This is a genomic window from Azospirillum sp. SYSU D00513 (assembly GCF_017356015.1).
In the GTDB taxonomy this organism is placed as follows: domain Bacteria; phylum Pseudomonadota; class Alphaproteobacteria; order Azospirillales; family Azospirillaceae; genus Azospirillum.
Genome location: NZ_JAFIQV010000005.1, coordinates 180082 through 201683, shown reverse-complemented (window position 1 = coordinate 201683; position 21602 = coordinate 180082). Strand labels below are relative to the sequence as shown.

Annotated in this window: 20 protein-coding genes and 1 tRNA gene; 7 read left to right on the top strand and 14 right to left on the bottom strand. The window is 67.5% G+C overall.

What is annotated here, in order from left to right:
- Positions 1–270 precede the first annotated feature (270 nt).
- Together greA and carB are read right to left on the bottom strand one after the other, a co-directional pair.
- Positions 271–744 (bottom strand): transcription elongation factor GreA, encoded by a 474-nt coding sequence (gene greA / locus JUB11_RS06215; protein ID WP_207457303.1) that lies wholly within the window; start codon positions 742–744, stop codon positions 271–273.
- A 100-nt stretch (positions 745–844) separates the two neighbouring features.
- Positions 845–4093, bottom strand: coding sequence for a carbamoyl-phosphate synthase large subunit (carB, locus tag JUB11_RS06210; RefSeq protein ID WP_207457301.1), 3249 nt, complete (start codon positions 4091–4093; stop codon positions 845–847).
- Between the two features lie 320 nt (positions 4094–4413).
- Between carB and JUB11_RS06205 the strand changes: the two genes are divergently transcribed.
- Complete coding sequence (locus tag JUB11_RS06205; RefSeq protein ID WP_207457291.1) at positions 4414–5304, top strand: hypothetical protein; 891 nt, start codon at positions 4414–4416, stop codon at positions 5302–5304.
- A 470-nt stretch (positions 5305–5774) separates the two neighbouring features.
- Here JUB11_RS06205 and JUB11_RS06200 read toward each other — a convergent pair whose 3' ends face one another.
- The 5 genes from JUB11_RS06200 to msrA form a co-directional block, all read right to left on the bottom strand.
- Positions 5775–6401 carry a pyridoxamine 5'-phosphate oxidase family protein gene (locus tag JUB11_RS06200; RefSeq protein WP_207457289.1) on the bottom strand — a complete coding sequence of 209 codons (627 nt, stop codon included), beginning with the start codon at positions 6399–6401 and terminating at the stop codon, positions 5775–5777.
- A gap of 11 nt (positions 6402–6412) precedes the next feature.
- Entirely contained in the window at positions 6413–6910 is a 498-nt protein-coding gene (locus JUB11_RS06195; protein ID WP_207457287.1) for a DinB family protein, read from the bottom strand.
- 14 nt (positions 6911–6924) lie between these two features.
- Positions 6925–8916 (bottom strand): DNA translocase FtsK, encoded by a 1992-nt coding sequence (locus JUB11_RS06190; RefSeq protein WP_207457285.1) that lies wholly within the window; start codon positions 8914–8916, stop codon positions 6925–6927.
- Positions 8913–9773, bottom strand: a complete 861-nt coding sequence (locus tag JUB11_RS32640) for a hypothetical protein (protein ID WP_247886876.1) — start codon at positions 9771–9773, stop codon at positions 8913–8915. The genes JUB11_RS06190 and JUB11_RS32640 overlap by 4 nt, the downstream gene beginning before the upstream one ends.
- 187 nt (positions 9774–9960) lie before the next feature.
- Entirely contained in the window at positions 9961–10602 is a 642-nt protein-coding gene (gene msrA, locus JUB11_RS06180) for a peptide-methionine (S)-S-oxide reductase MsrA (protein ID WP_207457283.1), read from the bottom strand.
- On the opposite strand from msrA, the gene JUB11_RS06175 reads away from it, so the two are divergent.
- Positions 10502–11776: an MBL fold metallo-hydrolase gene (locus JUB11_RS06175; RefSeq protein ID WP_348771367.1), complete on the top strand. Its 1275-nt coding sequence runs from the start codon at positions 10502–10504 to the stop codon at positions 11774–11776. The genes msrA and JUB11_RS06175 overlap by 101 nt on opposite strands.
- Positions 11777–11903: 127 nt before the next feature.
- Positions 11904–12359, top strand: coding sequence for a hypothetical protein (locus tag JUB11_RS06170; RefSeq protein ID WP_207457280.1), 456 nt, complete (start codon positions 11904–11906; stop codon positions 12357–12359).
- 15 nt (positions 12360–12374) lie between these two features.
- Here the strand turns inward: JUB11_RS06170 and JUB11_RS06165 are convergent, their stop codons facing one another.
- The 4 genes from JUB11_RS06165 to JUB11_RS06150 all read right to left on the bottom strand — a co-directional run bounded on the left by JUB11_RS06165 (position 12375) and on the right by JUB11_RS06150 (position 15207).
- Entirely contained in the window at positions 12375–13250 is an 876-nt protein-coding gene (locus JUB11_RS06165; protein ID WP_207457278.1) for an RNA methyltransferase, read from the bottom strand.
- A gap of 98 nt (positions 13251–13348) precedes the next feature.
- Positions 13349–14332 (bottom strand): SDR family oxidoreductase, encoded by a 984-nt coding sequence (locus JUB11_RS06160; RefSeq protein WP_207457276.1) that lies wholly within the window; start codon positions 14330–14332, stop codon positions 13349–13351.
- A gap of 70 nt (positions 14333–14402) precedes the next feature.
- Complete coding sequence (locus JUB11_RS06155; protein WP_207457273.1) at positions 14403–14984, bottom strand: YqaA family protein; 582 nt, start codon at positions 14982–14984, stop codon at positions 14403–14405.
- A 138-nt stretch (positions 14985–15122) separates the two neighbouring features.
- Positions 15123–15207, bottom strand: a tRNA-Leu gene (locus tag JUB11_RS06150).
- A 179-nt stretch (positions 15208–15386) separates the two neighbouring features.
- On the opposite strand from JUB11_RS06150, the gene JUB11_RS06145 reads away from it, so the two are divergent.
- Both JUB11_RS06145 and JUB11_RS06140 read left to right on the top strand, forming a co-directional pair.
- Entirely contained in the window at positions 15387–15923 is a 537-nt protein-coding gene (locus JUB11_RS06145) for a disulfide bond formation protein B (protein ID WP_207457271.1), read from the top strand.
- A 77-nt stretch (positions 15924–16000) separates the two neighbouring features.
- Positions 16001–16561: a demethoxyubiquinone hydroxylase family protein gene (locus tag JUB11_RS06140; protein ID WP_207457356.1), complete on the top strand. Its 561-nt coding sequence runs from the start codon at positions 16001–16003 to the stop codon at positions 16559–16561.
- Between the two features lie 295 nt (positions 16562–16856).
- Here the strand turns inward: JUB11_RS06140 and JUB11_RS06135 are convergent, their stop codons facing one another.
- The gene (locus JUB11_RS06135; RefSeq protein WP_207457269.1) at positions 16857–17699 is read right to left on the bottom strand and encodes a hypothetical protein; all 843 of its coding nucleotides are present in this window, start codon (positions 17697–17699) and stop codon (positions 16857–16859) included.
- Between the two features lie 408 nt (positions 17700–18107).
- A complete protein-coding gene (locus JUB11_RS06130) occupies positions 18108–18671 on the bottom strand; it encodes an HNH endonuclease (protein ID WP_207457267.1) in 564 nt (187 codons plus the stop codon).
- Positions 18672–18972: 301 nt separating this feature from the next.
- On the opposite strand from JUB11_RS06130, the gene JUB11_RS06125 reads away from it, so the two are divergent.
- Together JUB11_RS06125 and gluQRS are read left to right on the top strand one after the other, a co-directional pair.
- Positions 18973–19140 (top strand): hypothetical protein, encoded by a 168-nt coding sequence (locus tag JUB11_RS06125; protein WP_207457265.1) that lies wholly within the window; start codon positions 18973–18975, stop codon positions 19138–19140.
- Between the two features lie 174 nt (positions 19141–19314).
- Entirely contained in the window at positions 19315–20160 is an 846-nt protein-coding gene (gene gluQRS / locus JUB11_RS06120) for a tRNA glutamyl-Q(34) synthetase GluQRS (RefSeq protein ID WP_207457263.1), read from the top strand.
- Positions 20161–20362: 202 nt separating this feature from the next.
- Here the strand turns inward: gluQRS and JUB11_RS06115 are convergent, their stop codons facing one another.
- Positions 20363–21217 carry a DUF4743 domain-containing protein gene (locus tag JUB11_RS06115; protein WP_207457260.1) on the bottom strand — a complete coding sequence of 285 codons (855 nt, stop codon included), beginning with the start codon at positions 21215–21217 and terminating at the stop codon, positions 20363–20365.
- Positions 21218–21602: the final 385 nt, after the last annotated feature.

Below are 21602 nucleotides of genomic sequence, written 5' to 3'. Positions count from 1 at the left end.
TCACGAGAGCTTCGCGGTTGCTTGCCCGCTCGCCCTGGTCGGCAGCGCCTCATATCCGGTTCTTGTTCATCGGCCCGCGGCTTCGATCCGCGCTTCCTCCCCACGGTCGGTCGCCCTTCCGCAGTTGCGCTTCACTTCGCTCGCCGTGATCAGCTTACGGTGGGACTTCCACCCACAAGAGAACGCCCATGCTGGGCGCACAAGCAAAACGGCCGCCGGAGTTGCCCCCGGCGGCCGTCGCTTCAAACCGATCCCCTCCGCTCGCGCGCCTCAGCGGAAGCTGAGCGTGACGATCTCGTACATCTTGGAGCCGCCGGGGGTGGAGACCTCCACGCTGTCGCCGACGGACTTGTTGATGAGGGCGCGGGCGAGCGGGGCCTGGATGGAGAGTAGGCCCTGCTTGATGTCGCTCTCGTCCTGGCCGACGATCTGGTAGGTGATCTCCTCGTCGGTGTCCTCGTCGGCGAGCGTGACGGTCGCGCCGAACTTGACGGTATCGCCCGAGAGCTTGGCCGGGTCGATCACCTCGGCGCGGCTGATCTTGTCCTCGAGTTCGGCCACCCGACCCTCGATGAAGCTCTGGCGCTCGCGCGCCGCGTGGTACTCCGCGTTCTCGGACAGGTCGCCGTGCTCGCGGGCCTCGGCGATCTGCTTGATGACGTTGGGCCGCTCCACGCTCTTCAGGTGCTTCAACTCTTCAACAAGGCGGTTGTAACCCGCCGCGGTCATCGGAACTTTTTCCATGGGTCGCGGTCCACTACCGATTTCAGCCGAAAACATCGTCAAACGGGGCAGCAGGGAAAGAGACGGCGCGGCGGGGATGCCGCCGCGCCGTCTCGAACCCTCAATACGATCCGTTAAGGTACGACTGAAGCGGCGCGACTTCAAGACTGCCATTCCGCAGCGCCTCGATGGCTTCCACCGCCGCGCGCGCGCCGGCCACGGTGGTGTAGTACGGAATGTTGTAGGTCAGCGCCGTGCGCCGCAGGCTGAAGCTGTCGGCCAGCGCCTGCGCGCCCTCGGTGGTGTTGAGCACGAGCTGCACGTCGCCGTTGATCATCGCGTCCACGATGTGCGGCTGGCCCTCGACCACCTTGTTGATCGGCTCGACCGGCAGGTCGGCCGCGCGCAGCGCCTTGGCGGTGCCAGCCGAGGCGATGATGCGGAAGCCCATGGCGTGCAGCTTGCGGGCGACCGGCACCAGGGCCGGCTTGTCGCGGTCCTTGACCGAGATGAAGACGCAGCCAGTGATCGGCAGGTTCACCCCGGCGCCGAGCTGCGACTTGGCGAAGGCCAGGGCGAAGCTGTGATCCAGCCCCATGACCTCGCCCGTGGACTTCATCTCCGGGCCGAGCACGATGTCCACGCCGGGGAAGCGGGCGAAGGGGAAGACGGCTTCCTTCACGGCGGTGTGCGGCGGGTTGGGGCCGTTCAGCGTGAAGGAGGACAGCTTTTCCCCGGCCATGACGCGGGCGGCGATCTTGGCGATGGCGGTGCCGGTGGCCTTGGCGACGAAGGGCACCGTGCGCGAGGCGCGCGGGTTGACCTCGAGGATGTAGACGTCGCCGTCCTTCACCGCGAACTGCACGTTCATCAGCCCGACGACCTTCAGCGCGCGGGCCAGCGCCTCGCCCTGGCGGCCGATCTCGGCGATGACGTCCTTGGCCAGCGAGTAGGGCGGCAGGGCGCAGGCGCTGTCGCCCGAATGGATGCCGGCCTCCTCGATGTGCTCCATGACACCGGCGATGTAGACCTCCGTGCCGTCCGACACCACGTCCACGTCCACCTCGATGGCGTCCTGGAGGTAGCTGTCGATCAGCACCGGGTTCTTGCCGGACACCTTCACGGCGGTGCCCATGTAGCGCTGGAGCCCGGCCATGTCGTGGACGATCTCCATCGCCCGGCCGCCCAGCACGTAGGAGGGGCGGATGACGACGGGGAAGCCGATGGTCTCCGCCACCTTCTCCGCTTCTTCCAGCGAGCGGGCCAGCCCGTTGGCCGGCTGCTTCAGCTTCAGCTCGTGCAGCAGCTTCTGGAAGCGCTCGCGGTCCTCCGCCAGGTCGATGGCGTCCGGCGAGGTGCCGAGGATCGGGATGCCCGCCTTCTCCAGCGCGGCCGCCAGCTTCAGCGGGGTCTGGCCGCCGAACTGCACGATGCAGCCGAGCACCGTCCCCTTGCTCTGCTCGACGCGCACCAGCTCCACCACGTCCTCGGCCGTCAGCGGCTCGAAATAGAGGCGGTCGGCGGTGTCGTAGTCGGTCGAGACGGTCTCGGGGTTGCAGTTGACCATGATCGTCTCGATGCCGGCCTCGCGGAGCGCGTAGACGGCGTGGACGCAGCAATAGTCGAACTCGATGCCCTGGCCGATTCGGTTCGGGCCGCCGCCGAGGATGACGACCTTGCGGCGCTCCGTCGGGTCGGATTCGCACTCGGCCTCGCCGCTGCCGTCCGTCTCGTAGGTCGAGTACATGTAGGGCGTGCGCGAGGCGAATTCGGCGGCGCAGGTGTCGATGCGCTTGTAGACGGGCTTCACGCCGGCGGCGCGGCGCGCCTCGGACACCTCGTCCTCCGTCGTGCCGGTCAACTCGGCGAGGCGGGCGTCGGCGAAGCCCATCTGCTTCAGCCGCAGCCAGCCGGCGTGGCTGGTGGGCAGGCCGTCCGCGCGGATCGCCGCCTCGCGGTCGGTGATGGCCTTGATCTGCTCCAGGAACCAGGGGTCGTACTTGGAGACCTGCTGGACCTCGGCGACCGAGAAGCCGTGGCGGAAGGCCTGGGCGATGACCAGCAGCCGGTCCGGAGTCGGCTTGGCGAGCGCGCCGCGGATGGTGGTGGGGTCCGGCTCATCCAGCCCGCCGATCTTCAGCTCGTTGAAGCCGGTCAGGCCGGTCTCCATGGAGCGCAGCGCCTTCTGCACCGATTCCTGGAAGGTGCGGCCGATCGACATGGCCTCGCCGACCGACTTCATCGAGGTGGTCAGCAGCGGTTCGGTGCCGGCGAACTTCTCGAAGGTGAAGCGCGGCATCTTCGTGACGACATAGTCGATCGTCGGCTCGAAGCTGGCCGGGGTGGTGCCGGTGATGTCGTTGGTCAGCTCGTCCAGCGTGTAGCCGACGGCGAGCTTCGCCGCGATCTTGGCGATCGGGAAGCCCGTGGCCTTGGAGGCCAGCGCCGAGGAGCGCGACACGCGCGGGTTCATCTCGATGACGATGAGGCGGCCGGTGTTCGGGTTGACCGCGAACTGCACGTTCGAGCCGCCCGTCTCCACCCCGATCTCGCGCAGCACCGCGATCGAGGCGTTGCGCATGATCTGGTATTCCTTGTCCGTCAGCGTCAGCGCCGGTGCGACCGTGATCGAGTCGCCGGTGTGGACGCCCATCGGATCGATGTTCTCGATGGCGCAGACGATGATGCAGTTGTCCGCCTTGTCGCGGACGACCTCCATCTCATACTCCTTCCAGCCCAGCACCGACTCCTCGATCAGCACCTCGCCGACCGGGCTGGCGCGCAGGCCGCCGCGCACGATCTCCTCGAACTCCTGACGGTTGTAGGCGATGCCGCCGCCGGTGCCGGCCAGCGTGAAGCTCGGGCGGATGATCGCCGGCAGCCCGACCAGCTCCAGCGCTTCCAGCGCCTGGTCGAAGGTCTTGACCATGCGCGAGCGCGGGCTTTCGAGGCCCAGCGCGTCCATGGCGTCGCGGAACAGGATGCGGTCCTCGGCCTTGGCGATGACGTCGCGCTTGGCGCCGATCATCTCCACGCCCAGCCGCTCCAGCGTGCCGTCGTCGGACAGCGCCATGGCGGTGTTCAGCGCGGTCTGGCCGCCCATGGTCGGCAGCAGGGCGTCGGGGCGCTCCTTCTCCAGGATCTTCGTCACCACGGCCGGGGTGATCGGCTCGATGTAGGTGGCATCGGCGAGGCCCGGATCGGTCATGATGGTGGCCGGGTTCGAGTTCACCAGGATGACCCGGTAGCCCTCTTCGCGCAGCGCCTTGCACGCCTGGACGCCGGAGTAATCGAACTCGCATGCCTGGCCGATAACGATCGGCCCCGCGCCGACAATGAGGATGGATTTGATATCAGTGCGCTTGGGCATGGGTCCGCTTCTCGACGTTCGGTCAGCAAAAGCCCCCTCCCTTCGTGGCGCGGAGGGAGAAGGCGGGGGTGATGTCGTTGCGAGGCCCCTTTATAGGGATTAACCCCGCCCTGGGGAAGTGCCGGGTGCGATCAATGTGCGCATGCCTGAAAATCGCGCGCGGGCACGCATGCGAGGCAAGGATAGGACAGGGGCCCGCGGGCCGGGGATGCCGAAAACCCACAGGGCTGGGACAAAGCGCCGGGCGAGCGAGGCGGCGCTTGAACCCCCGCCGAAAGCCCGGCATCAATCGGGCTATTCCCGTCTGGAGTTCCGCCCCCATGAGCCACGCCTTTGCGAAGGACAGCCGCGCCTGCGCCGCCTGCATCTCGTGGGCCGGCGAGCGCGCGCTGTCGGACGACCACACGCTCGTCCATGTCGAGCGCTACAGCGTCGAGGGCGAGTGCCGCACGGCGAGCAGCCAGGACTACCGGAAGGTCACCAAGGGCTATCACACCTGCACGGCCTGGTCGGCCCTGCCGATGATGAAGAAGCACGGCGGCCTGCCGGAGCGCCAGCCGCCGGCATCCCGCCCGGAACCGGCCCTGGCGCTGGCGGGCGCCGCCCCCGTAGTGGCCGTGCAGGCGCCGGTGCAGGCCCCGGTGCAGGCAATGGCACAGACGGTGGCGCGCCCGGCGCCGGTCCAGCCCGCGCCGCAGCCCGTCACGGTGCCGGTCCCCGCGCCGGCCCCGGCGGCAGCGCCGGAGCCCGTGATCTGCCGCTCCGACCGGCTGGAGCTGGACCGCATCCCACCGGCAGCGCAGATCCTCCACGCCTACTGGCTGCGCCTGCGGCAGAAGCGCGGCGCCCTGCCGCGCGCCGCCGAGATCGACACCGCGCAGCTGCGCGACGGGCTGCCCCGCCTCGCCCTGCTGGAGCCGGTGCCCGGCAGCTTCGATTTCGTCTACCGCTCCTGCGGCCGCTCCCTCCAGCGCCGCATGGGCCTGCGCCCGGCCGCCCGGCTGGTGAGCGCCTGCCATCCCGCCGACGCGGCACTCCGCCTTCAGCGCGACCTGCGCGCCTGCCTCGCCGAGGGCGATGCCCAGGCCTTCCTCGTCCGCGACGACCCCATGCTGCCGGGCGTGCGCTTCGTGGACCTGCTCCTCCCGCTCGCCGACGCCGACGGCCGCCCGGCCATGGTGCTCGCCTACCGGCATGTGCCGGGGGCGTGAGGTTGCCTTTTGGATTGATGCAGCAGCAGGCACTGCCATACACTGGAATGCGGAGTGGTTCGCTGGTGTCTGGTCCGGCCGTGCGCTTGATCAGCGTCGTGATCACCCGAAGGCCGAAAGCCAACGGTTGAAGATCACACTCCGCTCCCTTTCGGAGAACACGCCACGAACTGCGCTCGTCGCTTTGGATGTTCTCAATCAAAGCAGAGCAGAAAGCCTTCTCCCGTCCCGGGAGAGGGCCTCTCGCGCAAACGGAGTTTGCGCTGTCGGCGGCAGGCGAATGCTTTAGGCATTCGCCAAGAGCCGGGGTGAGGGTGGAAAATTAGGCAAGGAGCCTCTGGCTCCTTTGTGGCGTCCTCCGGACGCCGGCCCTCACCTTCCCAGCCCTTACGGGCTGGGCCCCTTCCTCTCCCCGGAGGGGAGAGGGAATTCACGGCCGACCGACATCAAAACAGCTGGTCCGTGCCCTGTCAATACAGCGACTTCAGCAGCCGCTCCGCCAGCGACCGGCTGTACTCCTCTCCGCCTTCCTGGCCGTTGCTGGCCTCGGCCAGCAGGGCGCCGGTGGAGGGGAGGGTGGCGCGGTCGATGCGGCTGTCCGGGTTCCAGAGGCCGCTGCGCAGCAGGGCGCGGGCGCACTGGAAGAAGACGGACTCGATGGTGACGACGGCCACCGTCCTCGGGGCCTTGCCGTCCACGGCGAAGCTCTCGCGGAGCGCCGGGTCGGCGGTGACGCCGGCGCGGCCGTTGACGCGCAGGGTCTCGTCCATGCCGGGGATGAGGAAGAGCAGGGCGACGCGCGGGTCGCGGACGATGTTGCGCAGGCTGTCGATGCGGTTGTTGCCGCGCCGGTCCGGGATCAGCAGCGTGCGCTCGTCCGCCACGCGGACGAAGCCCGGCGCGTCGCCGCGCGGGGAGCAGTCCAGCCCTTCCGGACCGGATGTGGCCAGCACCAGGAAGGGAGAGGCCTCGATCAGCGCGCGGTAGCCGGAGGTCAGAAAGCCGACCTCCTTCCTCAGCGACGGCGCGCCGGGCGAACCGTAGAGCGCGTCCAGTTCGGCGGGATCGCTGATGAAACCCGAATCGGACGCGCTCATGGGACTCTCCCTTATCTTTCCAGCAGGAAGTAGAGGAAGTCGAGGACCGGCGCCTCCCGGCCGAACTGGCTCAGCAGCGTGTGAGCCTGGCCGCGGTGGTGGGTCTGGTGATTGAAGACGTGCGTCAGCACCGGGCCGAGCGGCATCTCCACCTCCTGGCCCCGGAAGTTGCGGTAGGCGAGGATGCTCTCCAGCCGGGCCTCGTCCAGACTGGAAACGAGGCGGAGCATGCGCTCGTCCTCCGCCTCGCGGGCGGCGCGCAGCTCGTCGAGCCCGTCGAAGAGGATCTCGTCGAGCGACGACGGCTGCGGACCCGTGCCCTCGATGCGCCGCAGCCAGATGCGGTCGGCGACCAGCAGGTGGTTCAGCGTCCCCCGCAGAGAGCCGAAGAAGGCTCCGCGGTCCTCTCGGTACTGCGCGTCGGACAGCGCCGCCACGCCTTCATAGAGGCGCCGGTTGGCCCACCGGTTGTAGCGGGCCAGCCGTTCGAAATGCGCGGCGCCGTCCATGGCCGGCCGCCCCCTTACACGCCCGCGCGCTTGGCCGAGAGGCCGGCGGCGGAGAGCAGCACCTCGCGCTTGCCCTGGTGGTTGGCGGCGCTGACCACCCGCTCGGTCTCCATGCGCTCGACCAGCCGGGCGGCACGGTTGTAGCCGATCTGGAGCTGGCGCTGGATGAAGCTGACCGACACCTTGCCCTCGCGCACCACGAGGTTGACGGCCTGCATGTAGAGGTCGTCGCCCGTGGCCCCGCCGGCGCCATCCTCCTCCTCGTCGGCGAAGGCCTCCTCCTCCTCCTCGGTGATGGCGGTGACGTAGTTGGGGGCACCCTGCGCCTTCACGAACTGGACGATCTCCTCGACCTCCGAGTCCGAGACGAAGGGGCCGTGGACGCGGGTGATGCGGCCGCCGCCCTGCATGTAGAGCATGTCGCCCTGGCCGAGCAGCTGCTCCGCCCCGGCCTCGCCGAGGATGGTGCGGCTGTCGATCTTGGAGGTGACCTGGAAGCTGATGCGGGTCGGGAAGTTGGCCTTGATGGTGCCGGTGATGACGTCCACCGACGGGCGCTGGGTCGCCATGATCAGGTGGATGCCCGCCGCGCGCGCCATCTGCGCCAGCCGCTGGATCGCCGCCTCGATCTCCTTGCCGGCCACCAGCATCAGGTCGGCCATCTCGTCCACGATGACCACGATGTAGGGGAGCGCCATCGGCTCCTGCGGGGTCAGGTCGAAGACCGTCTCGGCGTCGCCGCCCGCCGGGCTGCGGCGCGGCATCTTCTCGCCGTTGGCGATCATCTCCGCCATGCGGGCGTTGTAGCCCTCGATGTTGCGCACGCCGAGCTTGGACATCGCCTCGTAGCGGCTCTCCATCTCGCGCACGGCCCAGCGCAGCGCGATCACCGCCTTCTTTGGGTCGGTGACGACGGGGGTCAGCAGGTGCGGGATGCCGTCATAGACCGACAGCTCCAGCATCTTCGGGTCTACCATGATGAAGCGGCAGCGCTCCGGCGGCAGCCGGTAGAGCAGCGAAAGGATCATGGTGTTGATCGCCACCGACTTGCCCGAGCCGGTCGTGCCGGCCACCAGCAGGTGCGGCATGCGGGCGAGGTCGGCCACCACCGGCTCCCCGCTGATGTCCTTGCCGAGCGCGATGGCGAGCTGCGCCTGCGTGCCGCGGAAGGTGTCGTGGTCGAACATCTCCCGCAGATAGACCATCTCGCGCACGGGATTCGGCAGCTCCACGCCGATGACGCTGCGGCCGGGCACGATGGCGATGCGGGCGGTGATCACGCTCATGGAGCGCGCGATGTCGTCGGTCAGGTTGATGACCGTGGCCGACTTGGTGCCGGGCGCCGGCTCCAGCTCGTAGAGCGTCACGACGGGGCCGGGACGCACGTCCATGATCTCGCCGCGCACGCGGAAGTTCCGCAGCACCGTCTCCAGCGTGCGGGCGTTCAGCGCCAGCACCGTCTCGTCATGCTGCTGCGGCGGGCGCGGCGGCGGCGCCTGGAGCAGCCTGACCGAGGGCAGGGCGTAGCCCTCGCCCGGGACGGACAGGGGCTCGTCAGGCTCCACCGGTGTCCCCGCCACCGTGATGGCGGGAATGCCCGGATAGGGCAGAACCGTGGCCGAGTGTAGGGGCTCCGCGACGGCCGGTTCCGGAGCGTGCGGGGCCTCGGCCACGGAAGCCGGTTCGGCGGCTCGCGGGGAGGAGGCGGTAACCGGGGCGGCCTCCTGCTCGGTGGGGCGCGCCTCGTAGGCCCACTCCACGCCGGACAGGAAGGCGAAGCCCGCCACCACGGCCAGCGGCTCCTCGGCGAGGTTGGTCGAATAGACCGTGCCGGCGCGCGGCGTTCCCGGCAGCACCTCCACGTCCCACAGCAGTCGGCCGTCCGGCCGGGCGTTGGGGACGAGGTTGAAGGGGCGGCCGTTCAGCGCGCACCACAGATTGAACTCGTCGGCGGTGACGACGCCCGACTGGGTGAGGGGAGCGGAGAGATGGGGCGTGCGCGTCATGCCGGGAAATCCGGTTGCTGTGTGGAAGTGGGCTTGCCGTCCTGGAGGCCGTCCTCCGTCCGCGGCGTTTCGCCGCGTGGCGCGTCCCCAGGCGGCTCGCCGGGCAGCGGTTCGCCGGGCAGCGGCTCGGCGCCGATGGGGGCGGCGCCGGCCGGTTCGGCGCCGATCGGCGCGCCGTCGGCCGGCGGTGCCGCGTCCGGTTCATCCGGTCCAGCGGACGCGTCCTCGGCCGGAGCGCTCCGCTCCGCCGGTGCGTCCGTCCGGGCCGGATCGGCCGGTTCCGAGTCCACCGGTTCCGTTTCCGCCGTCTCGCCGTTTCCGGGCTGGGCGGGCGAAACGTCCGGCGCCTCTTCGGCGGCCGGCGCGAGGGACGACTCGGCCACGTCGGGGGGGGCGATGTCGGCGGGAGCGATTTCGGAGGGGGCGATCTCGTAGGCGGCGACCAGCAGCTTGTCGATCTCCTCGCCGTCGCTGGACATGGGCAGGACCAGCCGCTCCCAGGTCCGCGTCACGCCGCTGAAATCGGCCGTGTAGACGCGCGCGATGGGCAGGCGCTCGCGCCGTACCGTCGCGTATTCCGGGTAGAGGATGGCGCGCTGCTCCGCCGGCAATTCGTCCAGCGTGGCGCCCAGCCGGGAATGGCCGAAGGCCTCGGCCAACGCCTTGCCGTAATAGGAATAGACGAAGTCATCCTCTCCGATGACTTCGAAGACGACAATATTGTCCTTCCACGGCCGCAGATCGGCCGGAGCGATCGAGGAGGACACGGGTGGTGTCCCCTGCGCGCTCTTGGTGAGCCAGAAGTCGAGCAGGCCGCTCAGGGCGGGCGTGGCCAGCTCGTTTCTTTCCTTCATCATGGTGTTTGATGCGGTGTTCGCGGGCGGCGCCCGGGGGAGAACCCCTGGAGCTTTCATGGACCGCCGGAACCATACCCGCAACGCCCGCCGCGAAGCAACCGCGAGGGATTACCCCCTTCGCCGGGAAGCAAGCCTGTCTCCCGAATGTCTCACTCGGGTTTGCCCCACCCCCGGCCGGGGGCTCGCGTCACACCGGGCAGGTCACGCCGGTGCCGCCCAGGCCGCAATAGCCGTCGGGATTCTTGGCGAGATACTGCTGGTGGTAATGCTCCGCGTAGTAGAAGGGCAGGGCGTCGGCGATCTCCGTGGTGATGGGGCCGTAGCCGGCCTCCCGCAGCCGGGCCTGGAAGGCCTCGCGCGTCGCCTCGGCGGCCCGGCGCTGGGCCTCGTTGTGGACGTAGATGGCCGAGCGGTACTGGGTGCCGACGTCGTTGCCCTGGCGCATGCCCTGGGTCGGGTCGTGCGCCTCCCAGAAGGCGCGCAGGATCTCCTCGGTGCTGACCTTGGCCGGGTCGTAGACGACGCGCACCGCCTCGGTGTGGCCGGTCCGGCCCGAGCAGACCTCCTCGTAGGTGGCGTTGGGCGTGTAGCCGCCCTGGTAGCCGACCGCCGTGGTCCAGACGCCGGGGATCTTCCAGAACTTGCGCTCCGCCCCCCAGAAGCAGCCGAGCCCGAGGTCCAGCACCTCCATCCCCGCCGGGAAGGGCGGCTTCAACGGGTTGCCGAGGATGAAGTGCCCGGCGGGCACCGCCACCTCCTCGCCGCGGCCCGGCAGGGCCTCCTCCGGGCGGGGCATTTCGGGGGACTTGCGCAGATACTGGGCGAACATGGGGGTGCCTTCCTTCCGGCCGGATCCCTGGGGATCCAACATCTTGCGGCGCGATGGCGACTCAATTTCGTGCGCTCCGCCCCGCAATACAAGCCCACCCCCGCCGCCGTCCGGAACCCGGCGCGGGCGTGGCGGTTGGCGGCATGCACCACGGCCATGGAGGGATGCGCTGAAGCCGCTCCTGCACCCGCAGCTCGTCAACCCGCCCTTCGGGGACCCCGGCCTGCTCGTGGACCTGCGGTTCGAGCGGCGCTGCCTGCTGTTCGACCTCGGCGATCTGGAGCCGGTGCCGGCGCGGCGGCTGCTGCGCGTCGGCCACGCCTTCGTCTCCCACGCCCACATGGACCATTTCGCCGGATTCGACCGGCTGCTGCGCCTCTGCCTGGGGCGGGAGAAGGCGCTTCACCTGTTCGGCCCGCCGGGCTTCGTGGACAACGTCGCCGGCAAGTTCGCCGCCTACACATGGAACCTGGCACCGGGCTACGCCGCCGACTTCGCCGTCACCGCCACCGCGCTGGAGGAGGACGGCTCCGCCCTGACCGCTGCCTTCCACAGCCGCCGCCGCTTCGTGCGCGAGGGAGAGCGCCGCATCCGGTTCGAGGACGGGGTGCTGGTCCGGGAGGAGGCGCTGACCGTCCGCTACGCGACACTCGACCATGGCATCCCGAGCCTCGCCTACCGCGTCGAGGAGCCGGCGCACGTCAACGTCTTCAAGGACCGGCTGGAGGCGATGGGCCTCGCCGTCGGCCCCTGGCTGCGCGCGCTGAAGCGCGCGGTGCTGCGCGGCGATCCGGACGACCGGCCGGTGGCGGCGCCGGGCCGCGACGGGACGGAGACTGTGCTGCCCCTGGGCCGGCTGCGGGCGGAGGCGCTGTTGGTCACGGCAGGGCAGGCCATCGCCTATGTGGTGGACACGGCCTTCACGCCCCAGACGGCGGCGCGCATCGCCGATCTGGCGCGCGGGGTGGACGTGCTGTTCATCGAGTCGCCCTTCCGCGCCGCCGACACGGAGCTGGCCGCTCTCAAGCGGCACCTGACCACCGGACAGGCCGGCCGGCTCGCCGCCATGGCCGGGGCGAAGCGGGTCGTGCCCTTCCATTTCTCCCCGCGCTACCAGGGGCAGGAGGAGGAGATGCGGCGGGAGGTCGAAACGGCCTTCCGCCATCCCATGTGAAGGAAGACACAGGTGAAAGAGGACCCATTTCAAAGACAGGCGTGCCGCGAGGGACCCGCCAGCGGGCTCCCGCGTTGACCGCACGCAACCGACGCTCAAGGGACAACCCCGGATCAGGAGAGGAAGCATGCAGATCGACGACGCCACCCGGACGCGCCTCCGCACCCTCGGCAAGCAGAACGGCAACCGCATCAGCGTGGAGCAGCTCGGCCAGATCCTGCCGGTGGACAACCTGTCGCCGGGCGAGATCGCCGTGCTGGTGGAGGAGCTGGAGCGGGAGGGGATCGACGTCGATCTGGACGAGGAGTGGCTGAAGAACCGCCCGAAATCCTCCGACTACAACCGCGGCGACGGGGTCGTTACCATGGCGAGCTACGCCGCCCCGGCCGTCTCCGCCCCCGGCGCGGTGCCCTCGAAGCACGGCTTCGCCGACGACGGCCCCGGCGAGCGCACCGGACACGGGCACGGCCATGGGCACGGCTCCAGGAAGGCCCCGACCTGGGACCATGACGGGGTGGACCTGCTTCCCATTGCCTGCGTCGCCGGCGTGGCGCTGGTGCTGATGATCGCGCTCGCGCCGTAGATCGACGCCCCGGGCCTACCGCCCCGCCGCCAGCGCGTGAATGATGATGGCGGCGGTGGCGGCGACGTTCAGGGACTGGACGAGGCCGCTGCCGGGGATGGTCACGATCTCCTCGCAGGCGGCGAGCGTGGCGGCGGGGATGCCCTCCTCCTCGTTGCCCAGAATCACGGCGGCGGGCTTGGCCCCCTTGGCGAGGCCCGCCACGTCGGTCACTTGGCGGCCCTGGCCGAGCGCCGTGCCGACCGTGCGGTAGGTGCCACGCAGCCGCTTCAGCGCGAGCGGCAGGTCGGTGGCCTGGTACAGCTCCACCCATTCGAAGCCGCCCTCGGCGACGCGGTAGGCGGCCTCCGACGGCAGGGCCTGGCCCGGATGGCCGGACACCACGAGGCGGCGCAGCCCGAAGAAGGCGGCGGTGCGCAGGATGGCGCCGAGATTGTGCGGGTTGCCGACGCCGTCCAGGATCAGCAGGGGCTGCCCGTCCTCCGCCGCCCAGCGCCGCGCCGCTTCCGTGTCGAAGGCGGGCACGGGGCGCGGCGCGATCAGGGCGACGATGCCGCCATGCAGCACCGTGCCGGCGACCTTCGACAGCTCCTCCGCATCGACCATCCGGTAGGGCTTGCGCGCCGCCGCCAGCGCCTTGCAGAAGGCGCCGGCCTGCGGCTTGAACCGCTCCTCGAAGAACAGCCGCTCCACCCGTGCCGGCTCATGCTCGAACAGGGCCGAGACGGCGGGCAGCCCGGCCACGCGGAACAGCTTGCGCGGCTCCTCGCCGCCCGCATGGCTGCCGGGTCCAGCGCCCGGGCGGGCCGGCGGGCGGCCGGGAGCGTGGTCGGGCTTGCGGGCGCGGGAAGGGGCGGGCGTGCGCCCGCGCGGCGGCGCCGGTCTCGGCATCTCTGGTCTCTTGAACGGAAAATCGCCCTGATGGCGGGGGCGGCATTCTGGACGAAGCCGCCCCCTTCCTCAATGCCCGCTTCTCGCCGGCAGCGCGCTCAGTGCCGGCGGTGGCGCGGCTTGGCGAGGCTGGAATAGGCCGTGGCGGCGGCCACCGCGACGCCGGCCATCACCACGGGCGACATCCAGGAGGGCGGCGGGGTGCGGAAACCGCCCTCCACGCCGCGCCCGGCCTCGACCGGCTCGAAGAGGTTGCCGTCGGTCCTGGGGGCGGGCGGGGTCCGCTCGAAATGGCGCTTCATGCCCAGCCCGGCGACCTTCTCCACCAGCCGGGGTGCGACCGCGTTGCCGAGCCGGGCCAGCGGGGTCAGCAGCCCGACCATCGCGTGGCGGCGCGGCTTGAGCGCGACCTCCACGATCGTCTCCGCCACGTCCATCGGGTCGTCGTAGAAGGGGCTTTCCGGTTCCAGCTCGTGGCCGGTGTAGTTGGCGGCGTGCCGCATGCCCGGCGTGTCGGTGAAGGACGGGTAGACGCCGCAGACCTGGATGGCGGGGGTGTCGGCCAGCTCCGCCCGCAGGCTCTCGATCAGCCCTTCCAGCCCGAACTTCGCGGCGGCGTAGGCGGCGGCGAAGGGGGCGGGGGTGAAGGCGCCGACCGAGACGGTGTTGATCAGCACGCCCCGGCCCTGGCGGCGGAAGACCGGCAGCACGGCATGGGCGCCGTAGAGCGGGCCGAACAGGTTCGTCTCGATCACGCGGCGGTGCGCCTCGACCGGCGTCTCGTCGAAGCGGCCGAGCGCGCCGGTGCCGGCGTTGCTGACCCAGACGTCGATCCCGCCGAAGGCCTCCTCCACCCGCGCGGCGAGATGCCTCAGCGCGTCCGGCTGGGTGACGTCGGTCGGCACCACCAGGGCGGCGGCACCGAGCGCGCGGCACTCCTCCGCCACCTCCTGAAGCAGCTCGACCCGGCGTGCCGCCAGCGCTACCCGTGCCCCACGCCGGGCGAAGGCGATCGCGGTGCCGCGCCCGATCCCGCTCGACGCGCCGGTGATCACCACCGACGCACCCTGCAAGCTTTCCATCCTGTCCACTCCCGCGAGTTCACGTTTCGCAGGGCAACAGCGTGGAGCGGCAAAGGGTTCGATGACGGGGCTACATCACGTAGCGGACCGCGACGAAGCCGCCCATCACCAGCACGAAGAACAGGGTGGCGAGCCAGGCCAGGTTCCGCTCGATGAAGGCGCGGATCGGCGGGCCGAACCACCACATCAGCCCGGCGATCAGGAAGAAGCGGGCGCCGCGCGACACGACCGAGGCGACCATGAAGGTGGTGAAGCTCAGCTCCGCGACGCCGCTGGCGATGGTGATCACCTTGTAGGGGAAGGGGGTGAAGCCCGCCCCGGCGACGATCCAGAAGCCCCAGGCCTCGTACAGCCCCTTGAACTGCTCGAACTTCTCGGCATAGCCGTAGAAATCGACGATGGCCTGGCCGATCGCCTCCCACAGGAAATAGCCGATGGCGTAGCCGGCCGCTCCGCCCAGAACCGAGGCGGCGGTGCAGACAGTCGCGTACCACCAGGCCCGCTCGCGCCGCGCCACCGCCATGGGCAGCAGCACCGCGTCGGGCGGCACGGGGAAGAAGGAGCTTTCGACGAAGGAGACGAGAGCGAGAGCCCAGGTGGCGTGGCGGTGGCCCGCCAGACGCAGGGTCCAGTCGTAAAGCGCGCGCAGCAAGGATCGTCCTATCGAAAGGGGTGGCTGGCGCGCTTGTACCAGCGCTGGGATGCGGCGTCCACGGATCGACCGGACGCGGCGGCGGCGCACAAGGGGAGCGCCGAAAGATAGGGGCGAGGAAGGGGGTATCTGGGCCGGTGGTGCGGGCGGTCGGACTCGAACCGACACTCCTTTCGGAACCGGATTTTGAGTCCGGCGCGTCTACCAATTTCACCACGCCCGCATGGCCGGGAAAAGCTGACCAGCAAGGGCTGATCGAACCGGAGACGGTTGCTATATAAAGGGAAATCGGCCAGCCGCCAAAGCCTTTTTGTTGTGGCGTTCCCGTCGGGGCTGGCCGTCGCCGAAATGTGATTCGCCCCGTCTGGCCGCGCGCGGCCGGCCGCGTTAAGCTCCCCGCCCATGACGACCCGCACCACCTTCGCCGATCAGGCCGCCGATCCGACCGCCCCCGCCCTGCTGCTCGCGCTCGCCAGCGCCGGCACGCTGGGAGCGGCTCTCTTCTTCCAGTACGTGCTGGGCTATGCCCCCTGCGTCCTGTGCATCTGGCAGCGCTGGCCCTATGTGGGGGTGATGGCGCTGGCCGTCCTGGCGCTGCTGTTCCGGCGGCGGGGCAGGGCCGGGGCCCTGCTGCTGGGGCTGTGCGGCCTGCTTCTGCTCGCTGGGGCGGGGGTGGCCGTCTTCCATGTGGGGGTGGAGCAGCACTGGTGGGCTGGCACCGCCGGCTGCGGCGCCACCGGATCGGCCAGCTCGCTGGAGGAACTGCGCGCCCAGGTGATGGCGGCGCCGGTGGTGCGCTGCGACGAAGCGGCCTGGTCGCTGTTCGGCGTGTCGATGGCCGGCTACAATGTCCTGATCTCGCTGGCCCTGTCCCTCTTCGCCTTCGCGGCGGCACGCGCCGCGTGGCCCATGTCCCCGGTTTCCAGGAAAGCCGCATGACGACCCCGAACGCCCACAACGCCGTTTCCACCGTCTCCGCCGTCTCCCCCGCGCCGAAGCCGGCCCCGAACCCGGTCATGGCGAACGCGCCCCGGCCCAAGCGCGGTGCTCTTCCCGGCGACCCGCGGCCGGACCAGCGGCTGGCGCGGCTGGTGCGCGTGGACCATGCGGGGGAGTACGGCGCCAAGCGCATCTACGAGGGGCAGATCGCCGTCATGGGCAAGGGCCGGCACGGCCGGCTGCTGCGCCACATGGCCGCCCAGGAGGCGGTGCATCTGCGCTATTTCGAAAACCAGCTCGTGCAGCGGCGCGTGCGGCCGACCCTGTTGCAGCCCTTCTGGCATGTGGCCGGTTATCTGCTGGGCGCCGGGACGGCGCTGCTGGGAGAGCGCGCGGCGATGGCCTGCACCGTGGCGGTGGAGGAGGTCATCGACGGCCATTACGAGCGGCAGCTCGAGGAACTCGGCCCCGAGGAGGCTGAGCTGAAGGACTCCATCCGCCAGTTTCAGGCGGAAGAGCTGGAGCACCGCGACCACGGGCTCGCCAACGAGGCGGAAATGGCGCCCGCCTACCCGGCGCTCTCCGCGGCCATCAAGGCCGGCACCCGCGCCGCCATCTGGCTGTCGGAGCGGTTCTAAAAGCGTTCTGAGTTGTTCTTAAGTATCAGTTTTACGAGAAAAGGGGGAGGCGGCATGAGTGGAGGGCGTGCGTCAAAGAGCAAGGCGAAGCATGTTCCTCGCGCGCTCGAAATAAAAGGCATGTACTTAAACCCAGTTACTAATGAGGTGGAGATCAATTACACTGGCGTTGCTGGATGGTACATTCTTAAGGTTCCTGTTGAGGAAATATTCAAAGCGGAAGATTGGTTCATAAGTATTAGGTCGCATTTAGGGCAGGCTATGCGGGCACGAAGAGAGGGAAAGGATGAGTAGATTAGGTAAATTCTACAATGCGCGCTATATCTTCTAGGCTGCCAAGTTCTACGAAAAATGGGCTCATCTCTGCATTATGATAAGCAGGAGGGATTGCGACTAAGCGGTGCTCTGACTGATACATGTATTCGAAATCTTTAATGAAGTACATTTCCGGAGAGTTCCCAGGAAGTAAAGTTGTTATGAAATAAGGGTCCATGTATTCTGCTGGACCCATGCTTACGTGCCAATTTTGTAATTTCTGTGATACTGCATTGACTAGACGGGTTTTAAACTCCTCCTGATTATGTATGCAGATACATGCATTGCATCCAAAGTCAAAAAAATATCTTAGATCAAAGCTCACGGAAATGCAAAAAAGGTAGTGATCGCTCGGCTTTTTCTGGTCAATGAACATATGGCAACGTTCGGGTGCAATTCTAAGATAGTATGGATCTATGAACCCAAGATCGTAATCATAAGGCGATATAAAAGATTTTATTGTCAATTCATCATCTTTGATCGCTGAATTATATGAGGCGTTATTGTAGGAAGATGCTGGCGCGATCCGCATAAGGCCCTTACGAAGAAAGCTTTCCGCATACTCTTTCTGAGTGTATTTATAGTAGCCCGGTTTGCCGCTCCATGCCTTATGCAAGGAAGCATTCCTTTTTGCTATTTCGAGTGAACCCTTCTGTAGAAAAGGAATGCCCGACAAATCCGAGTCCAAATCTACAGGATCAATGCCGCGGCGCGAGCACTCTGTTATTAAGTCAGTCATTTTCTGTGACCAAAGCACACTCTTCCCTCCTAAGCCATGAACTGAAATCAGGCCTTCTGGAGAGACTGTGGTAAGATTTCTCATTATGACAGCCAGTCGCTGCCCGAGGGCATCTTCCTTCAAAAATCGTAGATACGGCCTGATGCGGTACTGAAAAATCCAGCCGTCATTTCGAGAAAACCGTTTTTCTTTTATAGGCAATTTTCATTCAACCTTCTGCTTCTGCGGAAATTTGCTTAAAGATTTGTCTTTGCCCTATATGGGGAGAATTATCATACAAAAAATAAGCAATCTTTAGAAAGACAGAAATTTACTTAGATGTGTCGATGGGCGTGCGCAGATTAAGGCTTGCACACTGTTTTCTATCATCTTCCACGGATCTGTGACGCATCCTTATAGAGCTAAGGTGCGTACAAAAGTAATATTAACCCTGAAATTTAGGATTTTATAGCATCCTAAGTCATAGACCCTCCAATCTCGAGCAAAACCGCCTCAGAGCGGATCCAATTCCGAGTCCCAATAAAGAAAATCCCGCCAACTTTCGTGAAGAAAATTTGGCGGGAAGGCTCGTCCATGCTCTTGCAGCACGTAGGCGGTCGGCTGGAAGGGAGGACTTAGGGGTATCATTCCGCAGACATGCGGCATCCGGTTTCCCTTGGCCAGATTGCAGGCCGAACAGGAGGTCACGACATTCTCCCAGGTCGTGCGCCCGCCGCGCGAGCGCGGGGTGACATGGTCGAAGGTCAGTTCCTGGGTCGGGAAATGCTGGCCGCAATACTGGCAGGTGAAGCGGTCGCGCAGGAACACGTTGAATCGGGTGAAGGCCGGTTTCCGCGTCGCCGGGATGAACTCCTTCAGGGAGATCACGCTTGGAAGGCGGACCTCGAAGCTGGGGGAGCGCACCACGCGGTCATATTCGGAGATGATGTTGACCCGGTCGAGGAAGACGGCCTTCACGGCCTCCTGCCAGGACCAGAGCGACAGCGGGAAGTAGCTGAGCGGGCGGAAGTCCGCGTTCAGCACCAGAGCCGGACAGTGATCGGGTGATGGAGCCAATGGCCACTCCCTGACTTGCGTCTCGACTGCACCCCTGCCGGCCGAAGGGCCGGCTACGAGAGGTACACTAGATACATAGATTATTTGGAGAAAGAACTCAATATGTCGGGGTGTTTCGGCGCGTAATCGTAACCAAAGCGTCAAGCAGCCTTCATCCTCACCTTCGAACGGATGAGTCCTCACCCGGCCGGAGGTGTGACAAATAGAGATTCGCGGCGCACCGGCGGAATCCCGCTTTGGCTGGTTACGTGGCGTTAACCATAGGCTGGCAAGGTGACCCGGTATTCCACGGGGAAACATCATGAGCGCCACGATCATCGATTTTGCCGACAAGCTCCGCGAACGTGAAGAGCGGGACCGCCAGCGCCGCATCGACGCCTTCGACCAGGAGCTTCGGCGCCGTCTGGCGCTCTACCTCGAGGGCGAGGAAATCCCGGTCGAGCCGATCAAGGACAATCCTTATTTCTGATCGGGCCCTATTTCTGATCGGACCCTATTTCTGATCGGGGCTTGTTCATGATCCGGGTCCGCTCCTGATCAGGTCCATCGGCTCTTGTGGTCCCGGGGGGAACCGCCGGGGCCGGTGGGTGCGTCCGAAAAGTCGCGGTACACCGCCCCTCAAGGCTTCGGCTATAAGGCGGGCATGACCGAGACCGTCACCCGCTTCGCCCCGAGCCCGACCGGGCATCTGCATCTCGGGCACGCGCATTCGGCCCTGTTCGGCTGGCGCGCAGCCCGCATGGCCGGGGGACGCTTTCTCCTGCGCATCGAAGACATCGACGCCGGGCGCTGCCGGCCGGTCTTCGAGTCCGACCTCATGGACGACCTGGCCTGGCTGGGGCTGGACTGGGATGGGCCGGTGCGCCGGCAGTCGGACCATTTCGACGACTACCGCGCGGCGCTCGCCCGGCTCCAGGCGCTGGGTCTCGTCTATCCCTGCTTCTGCACCCGCAAGGAGATCGCGGCGGAGGCGGCCCGCGCCGGACAGGCGCCGCACGGGCCGGACGGGCTGCTCTATCCCGGCACCTGCCGGCACTTGCCCGAGAGCTTGCGCGCCGAACGGCTGGCGGCCGGCGGCCCCTACGCCCTGCGGCTTGACGTGGCGGCGGCCAAGGCGCTGGCCGGCCCGCTGCGCTGGCACGACCGGGCACAGGGCTGGCAGGAGGCGGCGCCGGAAATCCTCGGCGACGTGGTGCTCGCCCGCAAGGACACGCCGACCAGCTATCACCTGAGCGTCACGGTGGACGATGATCTGCAGGGGATCACGCTGGTGACGCGGGGGCAGGACCTGTTCTTTGCGACCCACCTGCACCGGCTGCTCCAGGCGCTGCTCGGGCTCGCCGTGCCGGACTATCACCATCACGGGCTGCTGGTGAACGAGCGCGGCGAACGGCTCGCCAAGCGCGACGGTGCCAGATCGCTGCGCACGCTGCGCGAGGCCGGGCACAGCCCCGCCGAGGTGCGGGCGATGGCGGGATTCCCGGATTGAAGGGGATGGGAAGGGCGAGGCACTTCTGCCGCAAATAGACTTGCGCGTCATCCCCGCGAAAGCGGGGATCCAGGAGTCTCGCGCAAGTCGGATCAGGCCGTAATTCTGGGTCCCCGCTTTCGCGGGGATGACGGCTCATTTGTGATGTACTGCGGAATGGCGACCACAGGTGCTGGACTTCGCTGAGTGGCTTTCGCCCTGCTCACCAGCTCCGCCGCAGCCCCTTCACGATCTCCACATAATCCGGCTCCTCCGGGGTGAGCCAGCCGTGGCGGACGAGGAAGTCGATGACCACGAGGTTCACGTTGAACTTCCAGTCCCCGCTGGTGCGGACCGATTCGGCGACGCGGTCCAGCGGCCACAGCTCGAAGACCTCGACCTCGCCGTCGGTGTTGCGCGGCACGACGTCGGGGGAGAGTTCCAGGTCATAGACGAAGAGCGTGTCGGGCTTCAGCCCGAGCCGCGAGTCCATCAGGTAGGAGATGACGCCCACGGGCACGGCGCGGGCCGCCAGCTCCGGGCCGATGTCCGCCTCTTCCCGGGCTTCCTTGGCGAGGTTCTCGGCCAGGGACAGGCCAATGGGCTGCCCGCCGGCGATGAGGTTGTCGTACTGGCCGGGCGCGATCTCCCGGTCGCGGGCGCGGCGGCCGACCCACATGGACAGGCTGCCGTCTTCTCCCCGGACATAGCCGTTGACGTGCAGCCCGAAGGAGGCGACGCCGAAGGGCGCCACGATGGCGCGGTCCACCCGCAGCAGCGGCTCCGCCCCCCACCTCTCCATCACCGGGTAATATTCGTTGCGCAGCGAGGCGAGGTCGCCGCGCTCCAGCAGATATTCGGCCGCGTGCTGCAGCACCGTGGAGCGCGCCTCGAAGTCGCGCAGCTCCGGCGCCAGCGTCACATGGCCGGGGGTGGTGACGAAGCCGGGATCGACGCCGGGCAGCTCCTCGGCGAGCGCGTGGCGGACCCAGCCGAGCCGCCGCCCCTCCAGCACGAAGGGACGGTAGGCCGAGAAGTCGTGCGCGTTGCACGCGCGGATGTGGTCGAGGAAGCTCATGGATCCGGTGTATCCCCGCCTCACCCCCAGCGCAATGCTTCTTCCGGAGGGGCGCGCCGCCGGTGCGGCACATTGCCGCCGCCGCGGGCTCCCGGCCGGTACCTTAGGATGAAGGGGTTTTCCCGGCACCGGGCACCGCGCGGGCAAGCCGTTGATTTGGTTCGGGCAACGGATGGTTGTGGCGAAGGCTTGGCCGTTCGGCTGCCTCCAAAAGGCCTAAATTTCGCCTTGTCGATGTACGGAGATTCGCCTCACCATCTTCCATAGGAATGGGTGGATCAGCGGCCCGCACCGTGCGTTAATCGAATCCAGGAGAAATCAGGCCTTAGTCGCCCCGGCACGGCAGTGAGTTTTTAATCTTTGCAGGTTCATTCTTTTTGTTAAC